We start from the raw sequence: 22,077 nt of genomic DNA on the forward strand, positions 1-22,077 counted from the left end.
TTAATCTCAAAATTCAAACCTAACAAATGTATAAAAAAGATTTGATATGGCCTTTCTGTGCCCTATCCAAACGGCTAATTCACACACAACATTCGGGTAAAGCAGCAACCATTGGGTTGAACATTAAAAGGGCAATTTTCCGTGGCCGGCCGGCACCGTTCTTTTTACTTGCTGTATTCATGGTGCTCTCCTGTCCTGCGGCTGCGCAGTCTTCCGCGGAAAAAATCATTTCGATTGTTTTTAACAATGTTTCGCTCGAAAACGGCATCAAACTGCTCGAAAAGCAGAGCCATACCAAGTTCGTTTATAATGACAAGCTGCTTGATAAAAAAATAATACTTAATCAGTCATTTACCGGTCAGCGCCTTTCAACGGTCCTTAACTGGATACGCGACAAGTATGGTATAAACTACGACATCATCGATGACCAGTTTATTGTACTGAAGAGCAGCAGGACCTTGCCGGCTCCGACAGGGCCGCCTGCCACCGGTTCCCGGCAGCCTTCGTTAACGGGATTTGTACAGTCAGGTGTAGTTAAAGATGAAAACGGCATACCGATGCCGGGTGTTACCATTCATCTTAACAATGCAGCAAATGGTGCCCAGACTGATAGCCACGGAGTTTTCAATATCGGAATTCCCAATGACGAATCCATCCTGATTTTCACCTTTATCGGTTATAAAACCGCGGAACGAAAGGCTATCAGGAACCAGGAAATGGTCTTTTTGCTGGAACCGGACCCGGCCAGGCTGGACGAAGTTCAGGTCATTGGATACGGCACTGCTACCAGGAGAACAAGTACCGGATCTCAGTCGGAGATTTCAGTGCAGAATCTGATGAATACGCCTGCAACCAATCCCGCCTCAGCCATTCAGGGCAGAATGGCCGGCGTTTATGTTTCGCAGGGCAATGGTTTACCCGGCAGCCCGATGACATTTACGATCAGGGGAACAAACTCGCTGGCAAGCAGCAATAATCCGCTTTTTATCGTGGATGGTGTCCCTTATCTCGCCGATGCGATATCTTCGATGGATGCCGCCAACGGCGCGACAAGTCCGCTTAACAGCATCAATCCCGCGGACATCGAGAATATCACGGTGTTGAAAGATGCTGATGCCACGGCCATATACGGATCGAGGGGCTCAAACGGGGTCGTACTGATTACGACAAAAAAAGGCAGACAAGGCGATACACGCGTCGAAGGACTGGTTAAACACGGGGTGTCGAATGTCAACCACTTTGTTAAAACCCTTTCCACCCCGGAATATCTTGCGATAAGGCGAAAAGCTTATGCAAATACGGGGATTGACCCGGCTACAGATGCCGCATTTGATCTAACACGCTGGGATCAAAATGCTTATACTGACTTTCAGAAACTCCTGATCGGCAACACGGCACATACGACAGATGCGAACGTTGCACTAAGCGGCGGGGATGCGCTGACCAATTTCCGTATAAGCGGAACACATCACCTGGAGGGCAACGTCTTTACCCGGGATCAGGGCTATAAACGCAGCTCCCTTAATTTCAACCTCGGTCATAAATCCTTTGACCAAAAATTTGAAGTTAACTTATCTGCTATTTATAGCGCAGATGAAAATAATATCTCGGTTCTGGATCAAACTTCTGCAGCTTATTACCTACCGCCAAATTTCCCGCTGTATAATCCCGACGGCAGTCTTTACTGGAGCGGTGTCGCCTACGGTGTTCCGCGCAACCCGCTGGGACAGCTGAATCAGGTGCAATCCAACAAAGGCAGTAACCTGATCAGTAATATTACACTTGCTTACCATATAGTCAAAGGTCTGACCTTCAAAACCTCTCTCGGCTTCAGCCGGTCAGATATGGATCAAAAACGATTATCGCCAAAATCATCAATGGATCCGGGCATCAGTTATAATGTCTCAGGGAGCATGTTTGCCTACAACGTCAGCAATAATTACATTATTGAACCACAGCTTACCTACTCAACAAAGATATCAAAGGGGGAACTAAGCACTTTACTTGGGGGAACCTGGCAATACCAAAGTTCCAGAACACCTTATTACACGCTTGCAACTGATTTTCCTTCTGATGATTTACTGGAAAACCTCGCTTCCGCACAAAATGTGAGCACCAGCAGCGGTTCCAGTCAATATAAATACGTCTCTGTTTTCGGGCGTGTAAACTATAACTGGGACCAAAAATATATTCTAAACCTTAATTTCAGAAGGGACGGGTCATCCCGCTTCGGACCGGATTCCCGCTTCGGAAATTTCGGATCAGCAGGCGCGGCCTGGGTATTTACGGAAGAAAAATTTGCGAAAGCATTCCCTTTGATCAGCTTTGGGAAATTAAGGGCAAGCTATGGTGTTGTCGGCAGTGACCAGATCGGCGATTATCAGTTTCTCGACTCCTACGTCTCCGTACCATATGTATATAATGGTGCGACCGGTCTTGTGCCCTCCCGTATTGCCAATCCTACATACCGCTGGGAGCAAACAAGGAAACTGGAAGCGGCGATAGACCTGTCGTTTCTGAAAGATAAACTTTCCTTTACTGCAGCTTTCTATAGAAACCGTACCGGTAATCAGCTTGTGTCCTATCCGCTCAGCATACAGGCAGGTTTTTCCAGTTACCAGGCCAATATGCCGGCCAATGTGGAAAATAAAGGCTGGGAGTTTACTTTGTCTTCTCAGAATATTAAAAGCACGTCGCTCCGGTGGAACAGTGAATTTAATATCTCGTTCAACCGGAATAAGTTATTATCCTTTCCCAATATCCAAAACACGTCCTATTACTCTCGCTATGTTGTCGGAAGACCGCTCAGCAGCGTTTACCTGTTTCAGTATACCGGCTTTAGTCCGCAAACGGGATTGCCAACTTTTGCAGACCTGAACGGGAACGGCAGCATCAACTTTGGCTTTGCCGAAACCGGACGCGGAGACCGGTATTTCGCGGGGTATACACAGCCTCGCTATTATGGGGGCCTTTCAAACACATTGATTTACAAAAATATCACCCTGGATTTCCTGTTCCAGTTTGTTAAACAAAAGGGCAGATCGGTTTTATCCCAGTCATTTTATCCGCCCGGGATGATGTATAACGGAGCCGCCAAACCTATTCTTCAATACATCAATGCGGGCTTGCCGGGCCAGCCGCAAATCACCAGTACCTATAACAATGCCTATAACGCTTATTCCAACTATGTTTCATCCGATGCAATACTTACAGATGCTTCCTTTGTCAGGCTGAAGAATATCAACGTCGCTTATGATTTTACAGGCGACTGGTTAAAACGGATGAAGCTGCAGAAGCTCAGACTGCAGGTACAGGGACAAAATCTGTTCACTGTTACCAATTACCTGGGGTTTGATCCGGAGTCTCAGGGTTTAAACGTCCCCCCGTTGAGGACTATCGTCGGTGTTATTCAATTTACCTTTTAATTTAACTGCCATGATTAATATATCAAAACTTATTAAGTCAGCCGGTTTAGCCTTTTTTATTTTCATTAGCACGGGCTGTCAAAAATTACTGGACATCAAACCTCCCAAGAATGAACTTCCCTCTGAAATAATTTTCAACTCGGTAGAATCGGCCAGAGGAGCCTTGTCGGGGGCATATAGTCAATTATCAGGATCGCAAAGTTATAGTTTGAACTTAACGCTCGCCGATGCCCTGGCCGCCGATGAATTACACTCTCTTTCCGGTTCGGCCCGGTACGCCGCATTGGAAAACAATACCTACGAGCCCCAAAGCAGCAGCTACACGTCAGATATATGGACAGATTCTTATACATCGATCTACAGTTTCAACAGCATTATCGAACGATTGAAAAACAATACTGCTGTCGGCGAAACTGCCGCGAGGCAAATGAGTTCCGAAGCGCTGGCTATGCGCGCCTATTGTTACATGCAGCTCGTCGGTCATTTCGGTGATGTTCCGCTGGTGGTAAGCACCAACGTAAACGTGACAGCCCTGCTACCCAGGAGTTCAGCGGCTGCCGTTTATACGCAGATCATACAGGATTTAACCGAGGCAAAAGCGGGTTTGAGCGAAGCGTATACCTCCAATTCCGGCGTCAGCGGCCGTTCCCAGGTCAACCGGAGCGCCGCGACCGCTTTGCTTGCCCGGGCCTATCTGGCTACAGGCAACGCACAAGGCGCCGTCAGCAATGCTACGGAAGTAATTAACCATACTGATCTGTACGGATTATTGCCCGGAAACCAGCTTAACAACGTTTTTCTTGCAGGTTCAAGGGAGGCGATCTTCCAACTGGGTTCTGCGCTTAACGAAACCTCCGGTTACACCAATGAGGGACAGGAGTTTGTCAGCGGCATTTATACATTCGCCTTACCCTATACCCTGACTGATGCATTGTTAAATTCATTTGAACCAGGTGACCTGCGCCGATCCGCCTGGGTACGTGACGTAACCCTGGATGGAGTGAACGCCTCGGAATCATTTAAGTATGAGAACTCTGATAATGACGACGCTGTCGCATCCGGAAGAAACGAGGCTCCGACAGTGATCCGACTGGCTGAAATGTATCTGCTGCGCGCAGAAGCGAATGCTACACTTGGCAATGCTGCAGCAGCCTTAGCTGATATCAATGTCATCCGTAACCGGGCCGGGCTTCCCGCGCTTACAACCGGTATAAACTTAAATTTAGCTATCGAGCATGAAAGAAGAATAGAATTATTCTGTGAACGCGGCGACCGCTGGCTGAGCTTAAAAAGAACCGGACGGATTAATGCGATACTTGGCGCAGCCAAACCTACCTGGCAATCGTTCGCTCAATTATTTCCCATACCTCAAACGGCTATTGATGCTAATCCGAACCTGACACAAAATCAAGGGTACAGATAGATGAACATGGTTTGATGTCCCGCGCCATTTTGGCGCGGGACATCGGCCTCAAACTTAAATTAATGGACAACAATATAGTAAGACTGATCGGGCTGTCGCACCGGTACGGGACCTCATGGGCCATTCGTGACATTAGTTTTGAAATCAGTGAGCATGGTGTGCTGGGCTTATTAGGCTCTAACGGCGCAGGTAAATCTACGACGATGAACATCATGTGCGGTGTACTCAACCAGACGGAAGGCTTAGTCGAGGTCGGTGGTTTTACCATGCAGGATAACCCTATAGCGGCCAAAAAACTAATTGGATTTCTGCCGCAAAACGCTCCCCTTTATATGGAGCTTACGGTGAAGGAATACCTCACTCAATGCGCCTACCTCCGGTTGATTTCCAAAAAAGATGTGCCTTACGCTGTTGACAAGGCGATGGCAAAGTGCGGTGTTTCGCATTTTAAAAACCGGCTGATCGCCAATTTGTCCGGAGGCTACAAGCAACGGGTGGGGATTGCCCAGGCCATCATTCATGAACCGCGGCTCGTCGTGCTGGATGAACCCACAAACGGGCTTGACCCCAACCAGATCACAGAAGTACGTAAACTGATTAAAGCAGTAGGTGAAGAAAAAGCGGTTATATTCTCATCCCATATCCTTTCCGAAATACAGGCTACCTGCAGCAATGTCAAGATGATCGAGAACGGGAGAATGGTTTTTTCTGACAGCATGGAAGCCTTCAACAACTACATAGAACCGGATAGCCTGGTTATCACGCTTCAGAATCCCCCACCCTTCGAACTGCTGGAACAAATTGATGCGGTAAAAAGTGTAGAGGTTTTGAGCGATACAAGATTCCGGATTCATTTTACAGGGGGGCCGGAAATCTGTGAACATCTTATCCGGCGGAGCATTGACCAGGATTGGCGCATGCGCGAAATCACGCTGGAGAAAAGCTCTCTCGATCAAATCTTCGCGCAATTATCAACCAAAACATCTAAGAATTAAGCATGAAAAACATTTTAAGGATTGCCCGGATCGAACTGAGCCTTTTATTCTATTCGCCTGTAGCATGGATCGTATTACTGGTATTTATCATTCAGTCCGGCTGGGGATATATGTCCACCCTGGAACGCCTGGAACAAGCACAGCAAATGGGAATGAACCTTAGCGGCCTGACCGATAATGTTTTTGCAGGTTTCAAAAGTTTGTTTCCAAAAATGCAGGAATACCTATACCTGTATATCCCGCTGCTGACTATGGGCCTGATCAGCAGGGAGACGCATAGCGGATCCATTAAACTATTATATTCTTCGCCCATCAGGGTTTTCGACATTGTTGCCGGAAAGTACCTGGCAATGATCACCTACTGTTTTCTTCTGATGTGCATATTGCTGGGGCTGGGGGTGTTATCTATTTTTACGATCAAGGACGTTGATTTTACTTTTATTCTTTCCGGCATCATCGGACTGTATCTCCTTATATGCGCCTATTCAGCAGTAGGTCTCTTTATGTCCAGCTTAACAAGTTACCAGGTGGTGGCGGCCATCAGTACACTGGTTGTTCTGGCTGTCTTAAATTTTATTGGCGGCCTGTGGCAGGATATTGAATTTGTCCGGGATATTACTTACTTCCTTTCTATTTCAGGGCGAGCGGAAGAATCCATCAACGGGCTTTTAGGAAGCAACGATATACTTTACTTCCTGATCGTAATTGCTATGTTTCTCGGCCTCACCTTTCTGAAGCTGCAATTTGAGCGCAGAACCATTTCCCTGTCGCTCAAAGCCGGAGGCTATACTGGTTTAATTGCCTTAATGCTGCTGATCGGCTACATCGGCTCGCTACCTCAGTATATTTTTTATATAGATATGACGGCGGATCAAACCCGTACATTAACAAAACCAAGCAGGGAAGTGATTGCAAAGATTAATGAACCTGTCGTCATGACCACTTATGTGAACCTTTTGGATGAAAATTATTTTATGGGAATGCCCATATTTCAGAACAATGACAAGAAGTCCTTTGATAAATATCTCCGGTTTATGCCTTATATGCGGATGGATTATGTTTATTACTGGGATCATTCTGAAAACGAGCGCCTGTATAAGGAGAATCCAGGATTAACTGATGAACAATTGGCCAGGAAAATGGCAAAAATTAACGGGATGGATTTCGATAGTTTTCTGCGGCCGGAACAGATCAGAAAGATTATTGATCTCAAGCCCGAACGAAACAGGTTAGTCCGGACACTTTCGTATAAAGGTAAGAAAGTGTTTCTCCGCATGTTTGATGATATTATGAAATATCCGTCAGAGAAAGAGACATCCGCCGCATTGAAAAAACTGATAACAGCATCCCCGAGAGTAGGTTTTGCCACGGGGCACCGCGAACGGGACATCACCAGGACCGGGGACAACGATTACGAAGTGTCCACCAATGAAATAGCCTTTCGCTACTCTTTGCTGAATCAGGGTTTCGATGTCCGCTCTGTCAGCCTTGCCGGCCCCAGGCTGCGTAAGCAGGTGGATGTACTGGTGATCGCAGACCCGCTTACCGCGTATACCGCCGGGGAACTAACAAATCTTACAGACTATATCAATGAGGGCGGAAACCTGCTGATAGCGGGTGAACCGGGCAGTCAGGCTATCTTAAATCCTGTGCTGAGTTTAGCTGGCGTTGAAATGGGAGACGGTATACTACTGCAAAAGAGCCGGAACTTTGAACCATCCTTTGTATTAAGCGGCCTGGCAACAAAGAACTGGCTGCAAATCGCAGGCAACGCTGAGTATTTAAATAAAGACAGCGCTTTTGTAACCACGCCGACGGTAGCTCCTCTAAAGATTCTTCCTAATTCGCCTTTCCGCGAATTACCGATTCTGGTAACACAGGCGGCCAATACCTGGCTGATTCCCGGTCTCCTGGTCGATAAAACAAAAGAATTGACAGATGTCCGAAAGAATGAAGACAAAAAATCCTACCCGGTAGCCCTGGCCCTTCGACGGGCAGTCCCCCGAGGCGAGCAACGGATTTTTGCTATCGCCGACGCCGATTTTATGAATAATGCCGAATCAAGAAGAAGAACTCCCCGGTCAATCAATTTCGCTTTCGTTACGGAATTATTCAAGTGGTTCAGTAATGGCGAGTTCCCCATTGATACCACCCGTCCTGAGCCTCAGGATAACCGCATTCTGATGAACAGCACTCAGTTAACCTGGATACGCTGGGCGTGGATGGGCATTCTGCCTTCTCTGATCGCCCTTTCAGTTTCATGGACCTTAATTGCCAGGAAAAGGCGATAGTTTTTTACAGAAAATTCGATATCGCGTGCCGCGTTAGGCAACGCTCCAGACAAAACAATCCGGAGTATATGGTTAATAAACCGGCTTCGAACACTAAATGAATTAAAACGCCGTTTACCCGGCTTTTTTAAATGAATTATTACAATATGCAAATTCCAAAACTGTTCTTTTTTTCAGGAATTTTATTCCTATCCGTAGCGGCAATAGCGCAGGAAAAAAACCTCCCGCTTGATCCTGCTGTCCGTACTGGCAAACTTGCCAACGGCTTTACTTATTACATCCGGCACAACGAAGAACCCAAAAAGCGGGTCGTTTTTTACCTCGCCAACAAAGTGGGTTCAGTATTGGAATCTGAAGACCAGCGCGGATTGGCGCACTTCATGGAACATATGAGCTTTAATGGCACCAAGCATTTTCCAAAAAACGAACTGGTAAACTACCTCCAAAAAAGCGGTGTACGGTTCGGAGCAGACCTGAACGCCTATACGAGTTTTGATGAAACCGTCTACCAGCTGCCGCTGCCAACCGATAACCCGGAACTCCTGCAAAAAGGTATCGCCATCATGCGGGACTGGGCGCAGGAAGCCGCGCTGGATCCCGTTGAGGTTAATAAAGAACGCGGCGTGGTACTGGAGGAAAAACGCCTGGGCAAGGGCGCGCAGGAACGTATGCGCAGACAATACTGGCCGCTGATCCTGAATAATTCCCGGTACGCGGTACGGATTCCCATAGGTACTGATGAAGTGCTGAATAATTTTAAACCTGAAACCATCAGGAGATTCTATCAGGACTGGTACCGTCCTGACCTGCAGGCGCTGATCGTAGTGGGTGACGTGGATGTGAATCAAATGGAGCAAACGATTAAAAGACAATTTAATAGCCTCAAAAACCCCCTGCATGAAAAAAAACGCACGAAGTACAGTGTACCGCTAACCGGGAAGAATCAATTCATCACCGTAACGGATAAGGAAATGACGGCCACCGTAGCAGAAGTGCTGATCAAGCGCCCTATGCTCCCTTTACGCACCGCTTCTGAATATCGTAAGTCTGTTGTCCGCGAACTCTATAACCAGATGCTGAGTGAACGTTACGCGGAACTATCCCGCCAGGCTAACCCTCCATTTGTACGCGGCAATGCGGGGATCAGCAGTTTTATCGGTGGCCTGGATAATTTTGATGTTAGTGTTGTGGCAAGGCCCGGTGAACTGGAAAAAGGGTTTAAAGCGGTGTGGCGGGAAACTGAACGGATCAAACGATTTGGTTTTACCTCCACCGAACTCGGCAGGGCGAAACAAAGTTACCTGAACAATATGGAGTCTGCGCTTAACGAAAAAAACAAGACCAATTCAGAAAATTATGTCCAGGAATATCTCGCTTATTTTTTAAAAGGGACTGCAGCGCCAGGTATCCAATATGAATATGACATGGTCAGAAAGGATCTGCCCGGAATCACGCTCAGCGAGGTCAGCGCGTTGTCAGCTGAATACATTCCCCCGTCTAACCGGGATATTCTGCTGATGGCTCCTGAGAAGGATAAAAATACCCTGCCGGATGAGAAAACGGTGAACAGCTGGATAAAAGCTGTGGCAGATGAAAAACTGGAACCTTACAACGACGAAGTGAGCATTCTGCCTTTGATGACTGTAAGCCCGGCAAACGGAAAAATAACCGGCGCGGCTAAGGACGAAAAGTTGGGTACAACGCTGCTCACCCTGAGTAACGGTGTCAAAGTACTGCTCAAACCTACCGCCTATAAAGACAACGAGGTGCTGTTTACTGCCTTTGCCCCCGGCGGTACTTCCCTTTACCCGGATTCAGATTACCAGAGTGCAGCCAATACGGCCGGGATCATTCCTTCTTTTGGCGCGGGGAATTTTAATCCTACTCAACTGGATAAATTTCTCTCGGGAAAACAGTTAGTAGTAAGGCCCTATATCAGCGAACGGGCGCAGGGTGTCAGCGGAGCGGCAACTCCAAAGGACCTCGAAACAGCTTTACAGCTTTTGTATACATATTATACAGAACCCAGAAAAGATACGGAACTGTTTCAGGGCATCATTGACCGCTCGAAAGCCAGCCTGCAAAACCGGGCCAACGATCCGTCCAGCGTTTTCAAGGATACGGTCAGTGCTGTATTGGGAATGCACAGCATACGTCGTACAGGTCCGACTTTGGCTAAACTTGACCAGATCAGCTTAGACCGCTCTTTTGAGATCTATAAGGAGCGCTTTGGCGATGCATCCGGCCTTGTTTTTACTTTTGTAGGCAGTTTTGATGCAGAACTGCTTAAACCCCAGCTCGAGAAATATATCGGCAGCCTGCCGGCCAGCGGGCATTATACTCAGGCTAAAGACCTGGGCATCGATGTGCCGCCGGGAAAGGTCGAAAAAACAGTTTATAAAGGCACGGAGCCCAAAGCCAGCGTACAGTTATACTGGTCGGGTAATTTCAAGTATAATACGGTTGAAAAAGTAACGATAGATGCGCTAAGGGAATGCCTGGAGATTCGTTTACTGGAAAGGTTAAGGGAAGATGAAAGCGGGGTGTATTCTCCGGGTACTTTTGCACAGACTTTTAAATATCCCAAGAACCGTTACCTGTTCGGGGTAGAATTCGGCTGCGGTCCCCAGAACGCAGAAAAGCTCATTGCTTCCGCTCTTGATGAGATCAGTAAGCTGAAGACACAAGGTCCGGCGCAGATCAACGTAGACAAATGGCGGGCGGAAAGCCTCCGAACCAGGGAGTCGGAAAGCCAGACTAATCGTTGGTGGCTCAGTTATCTCAATGGTCAGCAATCAAATAATGACGACCTGCATGCTTTGGATACCTATCAGTCGGATCTGCAATCGGTAACACCGGAACGCATAAAAGCGGCCGCGAATACATACCTGAGTGGAGAGAATTATATACAAATGGTATTACTACCCGAAAATCAAGCCAAACCATAATCTCAGGGAATGCTAGTCTGTTGGATCTCCGTGATGCCGCGTTAGTTGCGCGCCGCACTGCTGATTTGTACGATTGAACTGAGAAGACCATCATCTATCTCTAATTAAGATAATCAGAATATTGCTCCATCGTTCTTACGTTTTTTTCATGACGTTATATGAAGATCAGTTAATAATAATCGCACCTCCCGGAGCTGGGGGTGCTTTTTTGATTCAAATGGGTAACACGGCCGCCGCTACGACAATATGAGCTATTCCGATTACCATTGCCCGGTAAAAAAGACTGCGTAGCTACTTTCAAAGCTTAAGGAAGTGGTCCTTGCCATTTCGGAATCAGACTCAGCATGTTGCAGAGAATTATAACTAAAAATTTGCGAAAATACTTCCAGCTTATAGCTGGTAAGATTACAGCTTTCCAGAGAAAAGCAGAATGTCCGAGGAATTCAAGCAGCGATGCCGGCAGAAAGCCATGCCACTGGGTTTCGAGATCAGCAAACTGGAATGGAAGGATTATTAAGCGCTTCGCGCCAATTGCTGCTACGTAAACTTTACTGCAGTTGCCGGGGTTTTTCCCGATAACAGCTAACAGGCCCGAATCGGGTGGGCTTCTGCTTCACCGGTCGTATGCAGCGCACGGTAGCTTCCATCCTCATCGGGCTCAAATATAGTGGCTATCTTTTCAATGAATCACACGATAAAGTAAGTGCAGCCGTAACGTTGAAAAATCGCCGGGATTTCCGGGGGCACTGAAAAAGTGCCTCTTTAACGGGAGTTAACATTTTAAAGCGATCAGGTAAAGCATAGTTTTACCTGATCGCTTTTTTTGTAGACTGATCGGGAGTTATATTATTGGATGAACTGGTGGTTAAAAACGGGAGAGAGCAGGTGTTTTAGCCGTTCTTTTAAGTTTTTTTTCGATCAGATGGTTAGTTTGATGGTCCTTTTCAGGTTAACCGTGAAGATCGCCAATGCCCCCTGCATCTGCATATTTTCGATCCCATAAGCTATTGCCCGGTCATAACCGTGGACGTTTTTCAACTCACTGTTTTTTGCCTCGATCTTGTACCGGTGCCGGGCCTTGTCTTTATAAGCGGCCGTTTCCTGAAAAGCCATCTGCTGTTGGTGAAGTTCTGATTTTATGCTTACCGAATAGCTCTTGGTCTTTGCACCGGGTTTATAGCAGTTGTCTCTTAGTGGCAGACCTTACATTTTTCAACGTCAAAGTAATAGGTGTCTGTCTGATTTGTTCCAACGTTCTTTTTCCCCTGTCTTGATTTTCGTATGGCCAGATGTCCTGCCGGGCAAACGAACATATCAGCATCCTTATTGTAATCAAACCTGTCTCCTTCCTTTCTGAGGCCCTGGGTTATGGTGGGGTTTAGCCGGGCCACAACCTGTATATCCTGATCAGCCGTTAAGGATATGGAACTATCGAATATTATGTAATATCAATAACTAACTCTTAATTGCAATTGAAATAACCTTTATTATCACCGTTTTTTTTAAACAGAACACTATGTCACTCTGCGACCTTTGTCAAAAAAATGAAGCTAACAAAAAGAATACCCATTATCTTTCTGATAAGATTATCAGAAGCGGTGTAAATGAGAACGGTAACAATACCCGCGAGAAAGGGCAAATGTTCAATATCTCAAATAATGCAGATACCATAGAATTCAGATTTCAGAGAAGCACCTCACCGGAGGCAGTAGAGGAAACTTTAGGCAGTCGATAAGCACAGTACGGCAATTTAATTTAAATTCACCAAAAGCTAATTTCACTTATTAAGCCGGCCTGGCGAATTGGAGCTGCATTTTAAACATCCTACGTTAACGTCAGTGAAAAGCCAAAATACTGCGGATCGAGATATCCTTATCGTAGTCTTTATAGTGATCGCTTTGAGGTATTTTCAAAATTAATTTTAAAGCCATCTTTATTCAAATAACAGCAAACTCATTTTTCATCAAACATATATCCCGTTTCGTGCTTTACTTCTGACATCACAAACAAACTCTGCATGTTCCCAACATCAGGTAAAACGGAAAGCTTGTCGTTTAGGATAACATTATATTCGTCGATGTCTTTGCAGGCAATACGCAGCAGGAAGTCAAAAGGGCCGGTGAGATGATAGCATTCCATCACTTCAGGAACTTTGACAACTTCCGTTTTATAAGCATTAAGACTCTCCTTAGAATGTTGCTTTAACAGTACCTGAGTGTAACAAATCAAGCCTTTTCCTACCTTTTTGTGATCAACAGTTGCACGATATCCTTTGATATAACCGCTATTTTCAAGATTACGAATACGGGCATGTATAGGATTTACAGTCTTGTACAGCCTATAAGCAATCTCTTTGTGTGTTAGAGTGCCGTCCTGCTCCAGCAGCTTTAAAATACCTTTGTCGGTTTTATCCAATTCTTTCATATTTATATTTTTTTGCAAAACCTCCTACTGTTTCAACCATATCAGTTAAGCCGATAAAATAAAGGAGATTACCGTTGTAAGGCATTTACATTTAGTGCAAGTATTCGTTCGTATTCAGCGACAGTTCTTGCACCTTCCTGCTCTATGACAAAGGCCGGTCTGGGATTATCAATTAGCCCCGCCCTATTCACCTCCCGGTTAACAATTTTCTCAGCAACGCCAATATTGCATAATAACATCAAAAGTTCCCCCTTTGAATTGAGAAAGTCAGCCTGTTTTTCAATAATAAACGTGCCTGCCAATTATATAGTTTCATATATAACCATAGTGTAAAACATACATCAAAAACCACACAACTAAAAGGGCAATATAATGACATTTTTTTGTCTAAATACAAACAATTAGATTTTAAATTAAGCCATTAACTACAAATCAAGAAATGACTTAGTGTACTGGATCAGTGCCAAAACAACGATTTTTATTGATTAAAACATACCAAACAGGTTATTGACACCACTATTTATAGAATAAATGAATTTCTATCCCAAATATAGTAGTAGGTATAGTTTTAAACACCAAAACTACCAAACTTTACCGCGCTAACCACCAATTGATATGCCAATTAAAAAACACAATTTTGGAGCAGGCCCCTGCATCCTGCCCGACACCGTTTTAACCCGCGCCGCGGACGCGGTAAAAGGCTGGGGTACCACAGGCTTGTCGCTATTGGAAATTTCGCACCGCTCGACTGAGTTTGAGTTCGTTGTGAAGGAAACCGAAAAACTGGTCAGAGAATTATTGGCTGTCCCTGACACTTACAGCGTTTTATTCCTGCAGGGCGGCGCAAGCCTGCAATTTGCAATGGTGCCGATGAATTTCCTAGGCAAGATGAAAAAAGCAGCTTATCTTGACGCAGGCTATTTCGGTCAAAAAGCGATTAAAGAAGCCGGTATCAGTGGCGACGTTGTGGTTGTTGCCTCCTCAAAAGAAAAAGCATATAGTTATATTCCCAAGGATTATGCCATTCCACAAGATGCTGCTTACTTCCATATCACATCCAACAATACCATAGAGGGCACAGAATTATTTCATTTTCCAAAATCACCGGTACCGTTGATTTGCGATATGTCATCTGATATTTTTAGCCGGGTTATCGACATTACAGCTTTTGACCTGGTTTATGCGGGTGCGCAGAAAAATATGGGCCCTGCCGGGATGACACTGGTTATCGCCAAAAATAGTTTCCTTGACAGTGTTAAAAATAAAGTAAATGCAATCCTGGACTATCGCGTATACCGGGAGAACGGTTCAATGTACAACACGCCGCCGGTGTTTGCCATTTACACCGCCATGCTGAATCTCCAATGGCTGAAAAGTAAAGGTGGCGTTAAGGTCATTCAGACAGAGAATCTGGCTAAAGCGCAGTTACTATACGATGAAATTGACAGCAACCCATTGTTTTATGGTTTGGCCGAAAGGCAGGATCGTTCTCTGATGAACGTTACCTTCAGGATGCACGCCCCCGCAGCCGAAGCCGGGTTCATTGAGTTTGCTGCAAAGCAGGGAATGGTTGGCATCAGAGGCTATCGCACAGTTGGCGGTTTCCGTGCCTCGTTATATAACGCGCTTCCTTACGACAGTGTTAAAGCTTTGGTGGATTGCATGAAAGCTTATGCCCGCATTCTCCATGTTGATTTAATACCGGCTTATTAAATATGGCAACTATCAAACCATTCCGCGCATTGCGGCCCGACCCCTTTTTAGCTGATCAGCTGGTATTTCCGTCCAGCGAGCAGATTTGCTTTTTTGGCATTGGCGAAAAGATACTACCCTTGAAGCCCCTAAAGGAGCAGTTGGAAGCACCGGCCCGCAGACGGCCTGAAACCGAAGAAGGGCAAATACTTGCCTACCAGGAAATCAGGGAAAATATTGACACCCTCAAAAAACTGGAAAGAATCAAGCTGGAAGATGAACCGGGGATTTATATTTATGAGATTGTTCACCGCGATTACCGGCAAACCGGCATCTGGGCGCTGACCTCTGTAAAGGACTATACCGAGGGTAAAATAAAAATCCACGAACAGACCTTGGCCGACAGTGAGCGCAGGATTTGTAATTACCGTAAATATACCGGCTTTGAAGGCAGCCCGGTTTTGCTGGCCTACCGGCCTGAAATAGCCATAAACCGAATTATTGCAGAAACCTGCGCCGGGCAAAAAAAATCGACGGTTGGCAACAAAAAAGGCCTGCACCGGATCTGGAAAATACAGGATATTGATACGATAAAAGAACTTATCGCCGCTTTTGCCAAAATTCAGCAGGTATATCTTGCTGATGGCCACCACCGGCTGGCGGCAACGGAGCGACTGGCAAATGAAAATGGTGCAGATGCCTTGATATCGTCGCTTTATATCGCCTCTGACCAGCTTCGCATCATCGACTACCACAGGCTTTTTGTACCGGAATTTGATCTGGATACAACTGCAGTTATAGCTAAGCTGCAAGAAGTGTGTGAAATCATTCCGAGCAAAGACAATCAGCCCGTCAGGCCTGGTCACAGCCAGCTCATAGGTATGTGGCTTGAAGGAAATTGGTATGAACTGGTCCTGAAGAATGCCGGCACACTGGACGTGGTGTTTTTGCAAGAGCTAATCCTTGAACCTGTTTTCGGCGTAACCAATCCGAGAACAGACAGCCGGTTAAAATGTATAGGCGGGGAAACCGCAATGAAAGAAATAGAAAGCTTGCTTAGAGCAATACCATCTGCCGTTGCTTTTACGCTTTACCCAATGACGGTGGATCAATTAATGGCCGTTGGTACGGCCTGCCAGATTCTTCCACCAAAATCAACCTGGATAGATCCCAAAGTTCCTTATGGCTTGCTAACGTACCAACATAGCTTTTCAGGGAAGGATATCTCCAAACAGCATTATGATAAGATAAATCAAGTATGAAAAAAGATAAAATTTTGGTAATCGGGGCCTGCGGGCAGATCGGCACTGAACTTACTGCTGCACTTGGCCTGCAATACGGTATAGAAAATGTAATTGCCGCCGACATTCAAACCCACCCAGCCGGCGTAAAAAATTACATCTGCCTGGATGCGCTGGACCATCAGCAAATTGAGCGTGTAGTAAGGGAATGTGATGTTACACAAATTTATTTACTGGCTGCCATGCTATCGGCTAATGGAGAAAAGGATATTAATGCTGCTTGGAGGCTAAATGTACAAAGCCTGATGTCTGTTTTACAAATTGCCCGTGACCAAAAGCTGGATAAGGTATTTTGGCCAAGCAGTATTGCAGTTTTCGGGCCGGGCTCGGCCAAATATAATTGCAGGCAGCATGCCCGTTCCGAACCGATCACCGTTTATGGTATCAGTAAAAAAGCTGGTGAACACTTTTGCAATTATTATTTTGAGAACTTTGGTGTGGATGTGCGCAGCCTGCGTTTCCCAGGCCTTATCTCTTATACCGCGCCTCCGGGAGGCGGTGCCACGGATTATGCGGTTGATATTTACCACCAGGCTTTAGAAAAAGAGCAATACACGGGTTTTCTGGAAGACGATTGCTGTCTTCCAATGATGTATATGCCGGATGCCATTCGTGCGACGCTGGAATTGATGAATGCGCCGAAAGAAAAAATAGCAATACGTACTTCTTACAACATTGCAGGGATGAGCTTCGCCCCCTGTGATATTGCGGCGGCTATAAGGAAGCACATTCCCAGTTTTAAAATGTCGACTGTGCCGGACTTCCGGCAGGCTATCGCACAAAGCTGGCCTGCCAGCATTGATGATCAGCAGGCACATAACGACTGGGGCTGGAAACCGGCATTTGACCTTCGCAGGATGACCGAAGATATGTTAATGAACCTCTCACGTCAAAAAGGGGTTGAATTTGAAATGGCAGCTAATATTGAACCGGTAATCGATTTTTACCCGCACGAACATTAACCCATGAGAAATCTACAAATAACCAATACCATAACCAACCGCGAGACAGCCGCCGTTGAGCTATACTTTAATGACATCGCCAAAATGGATATGGCTAGCCCGCAAGAAGAAGTGGAACTTGCTCAAAAGATCAGGCTGGGTGATCAGGTCGCCCTTGATAAACTAATTCATGCAAATTTACGATTCGTTGTTTCGGTTGCAAAAAAGTACCAATACCAGGGCTTACCTCTTAATGATTTGATTAATGAAGGAAACTTGGGCTTGGTCAAAGCAGCCAGGCGCTTTGATGAAACCAGGGGTTTCAAGTTCATTTCCTTTGCGGTATGGTGGATCAGGCAAAGTATCTTATCAGCGATTGCCGAACATACGCGGATGGTCCGCCTGCCAATGAACCAGATCAACCTGCTTACGAAGATGAACCGCCTGTCTGGCGAGCTGGAAAGCCATTTGGAACGAAAACCCACAAATGAAGAACTGGCAGAATTGATGGAAGTTCCGATACGGAAAATCGAAGATGCTCATTATTTCTCCGCCCGTACCAGCAGCTACGATGCGCCTTTTTGTATTGAGGACCAATATGCCCTGATTGATACACTTCCCGCTCAAGGCCAAAGCGTGGAAAGTATATTAATAAACGAGTCCTGTCAACAAAATATTAGCTGCCTGCTTAATAATTTAACCCCATGCGAACGGCAGGTCATCGAGCTAAGCTTTGGGCTTCACGGTGATTGGCCATTATTGCCCACCGATATCGGCAAGGTCATGAATCTAACCGCAGAAAGAGTAAGGCAGATAAAAAACGATGCGGTGAAAAAACTAAAAGATAAAACAGTGGAAATAAAGACACGCCTTTTATAAAAAAACAAAGCCCCAGAGCACTCGCCGCCGGCGAAATCCATATTCTGATACCGCTTATTCTTTTGAGCGACTGATACTTTTATTAGTTATGGGTTAGTTACTTTTACCCCAAGTATAGACCAATAATGGAACTAAAAATTGCAGTGCTGGACGACTACCAGAAAGTAGCCTCTTCTTATGCGGACTGGCACAATGTTGAAGAACAGGCTGATATTACCTTTTTTCACGACCACATAGCAGACCCCGCTGCGGTCATTGAGCGATTGAAACCTTTCCAGATCGTCTGTGCAATGCGGGAAAGAACGCCACTCACCGCAGCCATATTAAGCCAGCTGCCCAATTTAAAGCTGATTGTTTCGACTGGAAAACGCAATGCAGCCATTGATAGCAAAGCAGCAGAACAGCTGCGAATCACGCTTAAATTTACGGATTACATAGAAAGCGGTGCGCCAGAACATACCTGGGCATTGCTGATGGCGATGGCCCGGCATATCCCTGAGGAAGCCGGAAATTTCAGATCGGGCAATTGGCAGACGACTATTGGGCATGACCTGAAAGGAAAGACACTTGGTATCGTCGGCTTGGGTCGCGTTGGCTCAAAAATAGCGGCATACGCCAAAGCGTTTGAAATGAAGGTGATCGCCTGGAGTGAAAACCTGACTACCGAAAAGGCCGCGGAAGCGGGTGTCGTGCTGGTAAGTAAGGAGCGCTTGTTGCAGTGGTCTGATTTTATTACGCTGCATCTTGTGCTGAGTGACCGCTCAAGGGGAATTATCGGTACAAAGGAATTGGCTTTGATGAAACCATCGGCCTATTTGATCAACACCTCGCGCGGGCCGTTGGTTGATGAGCCTGCCTTGATACAAGCGTTGAGCGAACAGAAAATTGCCGGCGCGGCTTTGGATGTATATGATACTGAACCTTTGCCGGCCGTGCATCCTTTACGGGCCCTATCAAATGTGCTGGCAACGCCACATGTAGGTTATGTTACCGAGCATACCTACCGTGTGTTTTACCGGGATACTGTATTGCAGATAGAAGATTGGCTGAAGGATAATTTCCAGATAGCAAACGGCGTCATTTTGAAAAAATCAAAACCATAAATACAGGATTATGTCAATAAAGTTGACGTGGCAATATGTTCCGTTTTAGGTTGCTAACCTCGAAAATACTATAATCAAACCGTAGTATCCTTTAAATTTTCGGATATTCGGAAGGCCTTGACCAGCCCATTTGATGCGATCTTGAACAATGATTTTTGTTGACGGCAAGGAGAAATCAAACGATCCTTGAATTTGTTGGAATGGTAAAAATATGATGGAACTGCCTGCATGACATTTCAGAATAGCATGGTCAATTGATCCATGTCTGCCACATACACCTCTTATCCGGTTAAACAGGTTTTTCCAAATTCCACCATTCCACCTTACTGCTGTCATAGCTTTAGTTTTAGTCCCCTTCAGTTATTGTCAAGTTGTATTTTCACAGTAAAATCACTTACTAAGTACAAAGTTGGCCCAACCGATATTGATTGATATCCGAGTTCGTCGGGGTCGGGCGGAGACTTTTTTTTGAAATTCAATAGGTAAATCTTTTTTTAATTATGGTAAGTTTGCGATTTCGCGATTTAACAAGCAAATCTCCTACCGGGAAAGATCAGGATAAAAAAAGTCTCAAAATCAATTTGGTATTTCGTTCTTGGTTCCGCTCAACTGCAAGATTCAAACAACCCTGTGTTTTAACATTCGCAAAAAAGCAGTATATTCACAATTTGTATCAACATTCATGTCGAAATATGATGGATTTAGTGACAAAGAATTGCTCGCATTGCTTCAAAAAGACGATGAAGGTGCATTGCGGGCAATATATGATATCCATATCCGTCAGCTCCATTATTTTGTTTTGAAAACTGCCAAATCCCGGGAACTTGCAGAAGACATTGTTCAGGATGTTTTTATTAAAGTTTGGGATAACCGCATCCATATCGACCCAACCCTGCCATTTAAACCTTACCTGTACACCATAGCTAAACGGCATCTCCTTAATTTATTAAAAAGGATTCAGCATGAATCCGGTATTATAGATGAAATAAGAAAATATACGTCCAGCATAGAGAATACGACAGACATGGAGTTGGACTTTGAGGAAAGCAACACGCTCGTTAATGAAGCCATAAGTAAATTGCCGGGGCAGTGCAGAGCGGTTTTTTTAAAATGTAAAATCCAGGGATTGTCCTACAAACAAGCTGCAGAGGAGCTCGGGATTACTGAAGGAACGGTTAACAGCCAAATGGTAAAAGCGCTTAAAAATATAAGGGCATACATTAACCTGAGAAACTCTATTGGCCTATTGTTGATTTGCCTGTCAAAATATTAACCTGTAAATCAAAGCTTTAAAAATAATTTACATTTTCTTTACATTAAGTGTATATGTAATCTGCCTGCCATTTGTATTAGTTACAAAAAGGCAAAATAGTGGACCAAAGAATCATAATCCTGTTTGTTAAATACATCAATGATCAATACGATGCCAATGAATTGGAAGAAGTATTGATGATGTTGAAAAATGGAACTTATCAATCTGAATTGGCTGCCGCAATTTCTCAGGTTGCCGCAGAGGACTTAAATAGTAACACTACAGGCGATTTGACAAGCCTAGAGATTGAAAATATTTATGCCGGGATTCAGCAAAAGCTTCATCACACTGACGCCGAACCGGATGAATTTCAAACCCGGCGAAAAATTATTCCGCTCTGGTCTAAAATTTCAACAGCAGCTGCAATTGCCCTCATTGCCGCAGGTGTTCTCTTTTACAATCAAAGAAAAATGCCGGCAGTACCTGGAACAGCTACTGTTAAAATTAACATTGTGCCAGGAGCTAATAGGGCCTTCCTTACTTTGTCGGGCGGTAAAAGGATTTCATTATCCGATGCCGCCGATGGCAAAATAGCGCAGGAAGAGGGAGTCTCTATCACAAAAACTGCTGGCGGCCAACTGGTTTACTCAGATGCTGGTTCCGGCCCGGAGAAAAATGCAAAACAAAACCGTGTAAGTACCCCCAAAGGGGGTAAATGGCGTATAAATTTACCTGACGGCACCGCTGTTTGGTTAAATGCAGCCTCAAGCATAGCTTATCCGGCTTCCTTTAAGGGGTCGAAAGTTCGCGGGGTTGAACTAAATGGGGAGGCTTATTTTGAGGTTGCGAAGGATAAAGCCCACCCTTTTATTGTGAAGACTGATAATCAGGAAGTAGAGGTATTAGGCACACATTTTAGTGTGAATAGTTACGCCGATGAAACCAGCGTAAAAACCACCTTATTAGAGGGCCGGATCAGAATTACCGGGGCCGGTCAGCAAAAGATACTTAAGCCGGGTGAACAATCTATACTTAACGGAAAGGTTCTGAAAATTGGAACTGCGGATCTGGAGACCGCGGTTGCCTGGAAAAATGATGAATTTGTTTTCAGGGGCGAATCTATCAAAGAGATAATGAGGGTTTTGGTACGATGGTATAATATCGATGTTGAATACCGGGGAGCAGTTACAACGGAGGGATTTCAGGGTAAAATCGGGATGCAAAAAGATATAACAGAGGTTCTTCAACTTTTGGAATTAACAGAGGCCGTTCATTTTAAAATTGAAGGGAGGAAAATTATCGTAACAAAATAAAACAAAAACAACGATGATTTTAAACAAGTCAGTCCCGACGGGCATCGGAACTGACAATAGTTTGGAGCATCAATAAATATCAAGAGAACA

General features: G+C 45.2%; 15 protein-coding genes and 1 pseudogene. 12 read left to right on the plus strand and 4 right to left on the minus strand.

The window, feature by feature from the left end; translation table 11 throughout:
* Positions 1-26: 26 nt before the first annotated feature.
* The 5 genes from ACFGVS_RS08415 to ACFGVS_RS08435 all read left to right on the plus strand — a co-directional run bounded on the left by ACFGVS_RS08415 (position 27) and on the right by ACFGVS_RS08435 (position 11,082).
* On the plus strand, positions 27-3,425 hold the full coding sequence (locus ACFGVS_RS08415) for a SusC/RagA family TonB-linked outer membrane protein (protein ID WP_439698264.1): 3,399 nt from the start codon (positions 27-29) through the stop codon (positions 3,423-3,425).
* 10 nt (positions 3,426-3,435) lie between these two features.
* Positions 3,436-4,848: a RagB/SusD family nutrient uptake outer membrane protein gene (locus tag ACFGVS_RS08420; RefSeq protein ID WP_439698265.1), complete on the plus strand. Its 1,413-nt coding sequence runs from the start codon at positions 3,436-3,438 to the stop codon at positions 4,846-4,848.
* A gap of 14 nt (positions 4,849-4,862) precedes the next feature.
* Positions 4,863-5,843, plus strand: coding sequence for an ABC transporter ATP-binding protein (locus tag ACFGVS_RS08425; RefSeq protein ID WP_439698266.1), 981 nt, complete (start codon positions 4,863-4,865; stop codon positions 5,841-5,843).
* Between the two features lie 2 nt (positions 5,844-5,845).
* On the plus strand, positions 5,846-8,134 hold the full coding sequence (locus tag ACFGVS_RS08430; RefSeq protein ID WP_439698267.1) for a Gldg family protein: 2,289 nt from the start codon (positions 5,846-5,848) through the stop codon (positions 8,132-8,134).
* 146 nt (positions 8,135-8,280) lie between these two features.
* Positions 8,281-11,082 (plus strand): M16 family metallopeptidase, encoded by a 2,802-nt coding sequence (locus ACFGVS_RS08435; protein WP_439698268.1) that lies wholly within the window; start codon positions 8,281-8,283, stop codon positions 11,080-11,082.
* 918 nt (positions 11,083-12,000) lie between these two features.
* On the opposite strand, the pseudogene ACFGVS_RS08440 reads toward ACFGVS_RS08435, so the two are convergent.
* From ACFGVS_RS08440 to ACFGVS_RS08450, 3 genes and pseudogenes are all read right to left on the minus strand, one after another.
* Positions 12,001-12,491: pseudogene (locus ACFGVS_RS08440) on the minus strand (transposase); the annotation flags it as partial.
* Between the two features lie 544 nt (positions 12,492-13,035).
* Positions 13,036-13,506 carry an Lrp/AsnC family transcriptional regulator gene (locus tag ACFGVS_RS08445; protein WP_439698269.1) on the minus strand — a complete coding sequence of 157 codons (471 nt, stop codon included), beginning with the start codon at positions 13,504-13,506 and terminating at the stop codon, positions 13,036-13,038.
* Between the two features lie 68 nt (positions 13,507-13,574).
* Positions 13,575-13,808 (minus strand): hypothetical protein, encoded by a 234-nt coding sequence (locus ACFGVS_RS08450; RefSeq protein ID WP_439698270.1) that lies wholly within the window; start codon positions 13,806-13,808, stop codon positions 13,575-13,577.
* Between the two features lie 313 nt (positions 13,809-14,121).
* Between ACFGVS_RS08450 and serC the strand changes: the two genes are divergently transcribed.
* The 5 genes from serC to ACFGVS_RS08475 all read left to right on the plus strand — a co-directional run bounded on the left by serC (position 14,122) and on the right by ACFGVS_RS08475 (position 19,422).
* Positions 14,122-15,219, plus strand: coding sequence for a 3-phosphoserine/phosphohydroxythreonine transaminase (gene serC, locus ACFGVS_RS08455; protein ID WP_439698271.1), 1,098 nt, complete (start codon positions 14,122-14,124; stop codon positions 15,217-15,219).
* A 2-nt stretch (positions 15,220-15,221) separates the two neighbouring features.
* Positions 15,222-16,460, plus strand: coding sequence for a DUF1015 family protein (locus tag ACFGVS_RS08460; protein WP_439698272.1), 1,239 nt, complete (start codon positions 15,222-15,224; stop codon positions 16,458-16,460).
* On the plus strand, positions 16,457-17,461 hold the full coding sequence (locus tag ACFGVS_RS08465) for an NAD-dependent epimerase/dehydratase family protein (RefSeq protein WP_439698273.1): 1,005 nt from the start codon (positions 16,457-16,459) through the stop codon (positions 17,459-17,461). Before ACFGVS_RS08460 ends, ACFGVS_RS08465 begins: the two co-directional genes overlap by 4 nt.
* A 3-nt stretch (positions 17,462-17,464) precedes the next feature.
* Complete coding sequence (locus ACFGVS_RS08470) at positions 17,465-18,319, plus strand: sigma-70 family RNA polymerase sigma factor (protein WP_439698274.1); 855 nt, start codon at positions 17,465-17,467, stop codon at positions 18,317-18,319.
* A gap of 125 nt (positions 18,320-18,444) precedes the next feature.
* Positions 18,445-19,422, plus strand: coding sequence for a D-2-hydroxyacid dehydrogenase family protein (locus tag ACFGVS_RS08475; RefSeq protein WP_439698275.1), 978 nt, complete (start codon positions 18,445-18,447; stop codon positions 19,420-19,422).
* Between the two features lie 45 nt (positions 19,423-19,467).
* On the opposite strand, the gene ACFGVS_RS08480 is transcribed toward ACFGVS_RS08475, so the two are convergent.
* Positions 19,468-19,758, minus strand: coding sequence for a hypothetical protein (locus ACFGVS_RS08480; RefSeq protein WP_439698276.1), 291 nt, complete (start codon positions 19,756-19,758; stop codon positions 19,468-19,470).
* A 346-nt stretch (positions 19,759-20,104) separates the two neighbouring features.
* Between ACFGVS_RS08480 and ACFGVS_RS08485 the strand changes: the two genes are divergently transcribed.
* Positions 20,105-20,695 carry an RNA polymerase sigma factor gene (locus tag ACFGVS_RS08485; RefSeq protein ID WP_439698277.1) on the plus strand — a complete coding sequence of 197 codons (591 nt, stop codon included), beginning with the start codon at positions 20,105-20,107 and terminating at the stop codon, positions 20,693-20,695.
* Between the two features lie 161 nt (positions 20,696-20,856).
* Positions 20,857-21,987, plus strand: a complete 1,131-nt coding sequence (locus ACFGVS_RS08490; RefSeq protein WP_439698278.1) for a FecR family protein — start codon at positions 20,857-20,859, stop codon at positions 21,985-21,987.
* Positions 21,988-22,077 lie beyond the last annotated feature (90 nt).

The organism is Mucilaginibacter sediminis, from assembly GCF_051903035.1.
Lineage (GTDB): Bacteria > Bacteroidota > Bacteroidia > Sphingobacteriales > Sphingobacteriaceae > Mucilaginibacter.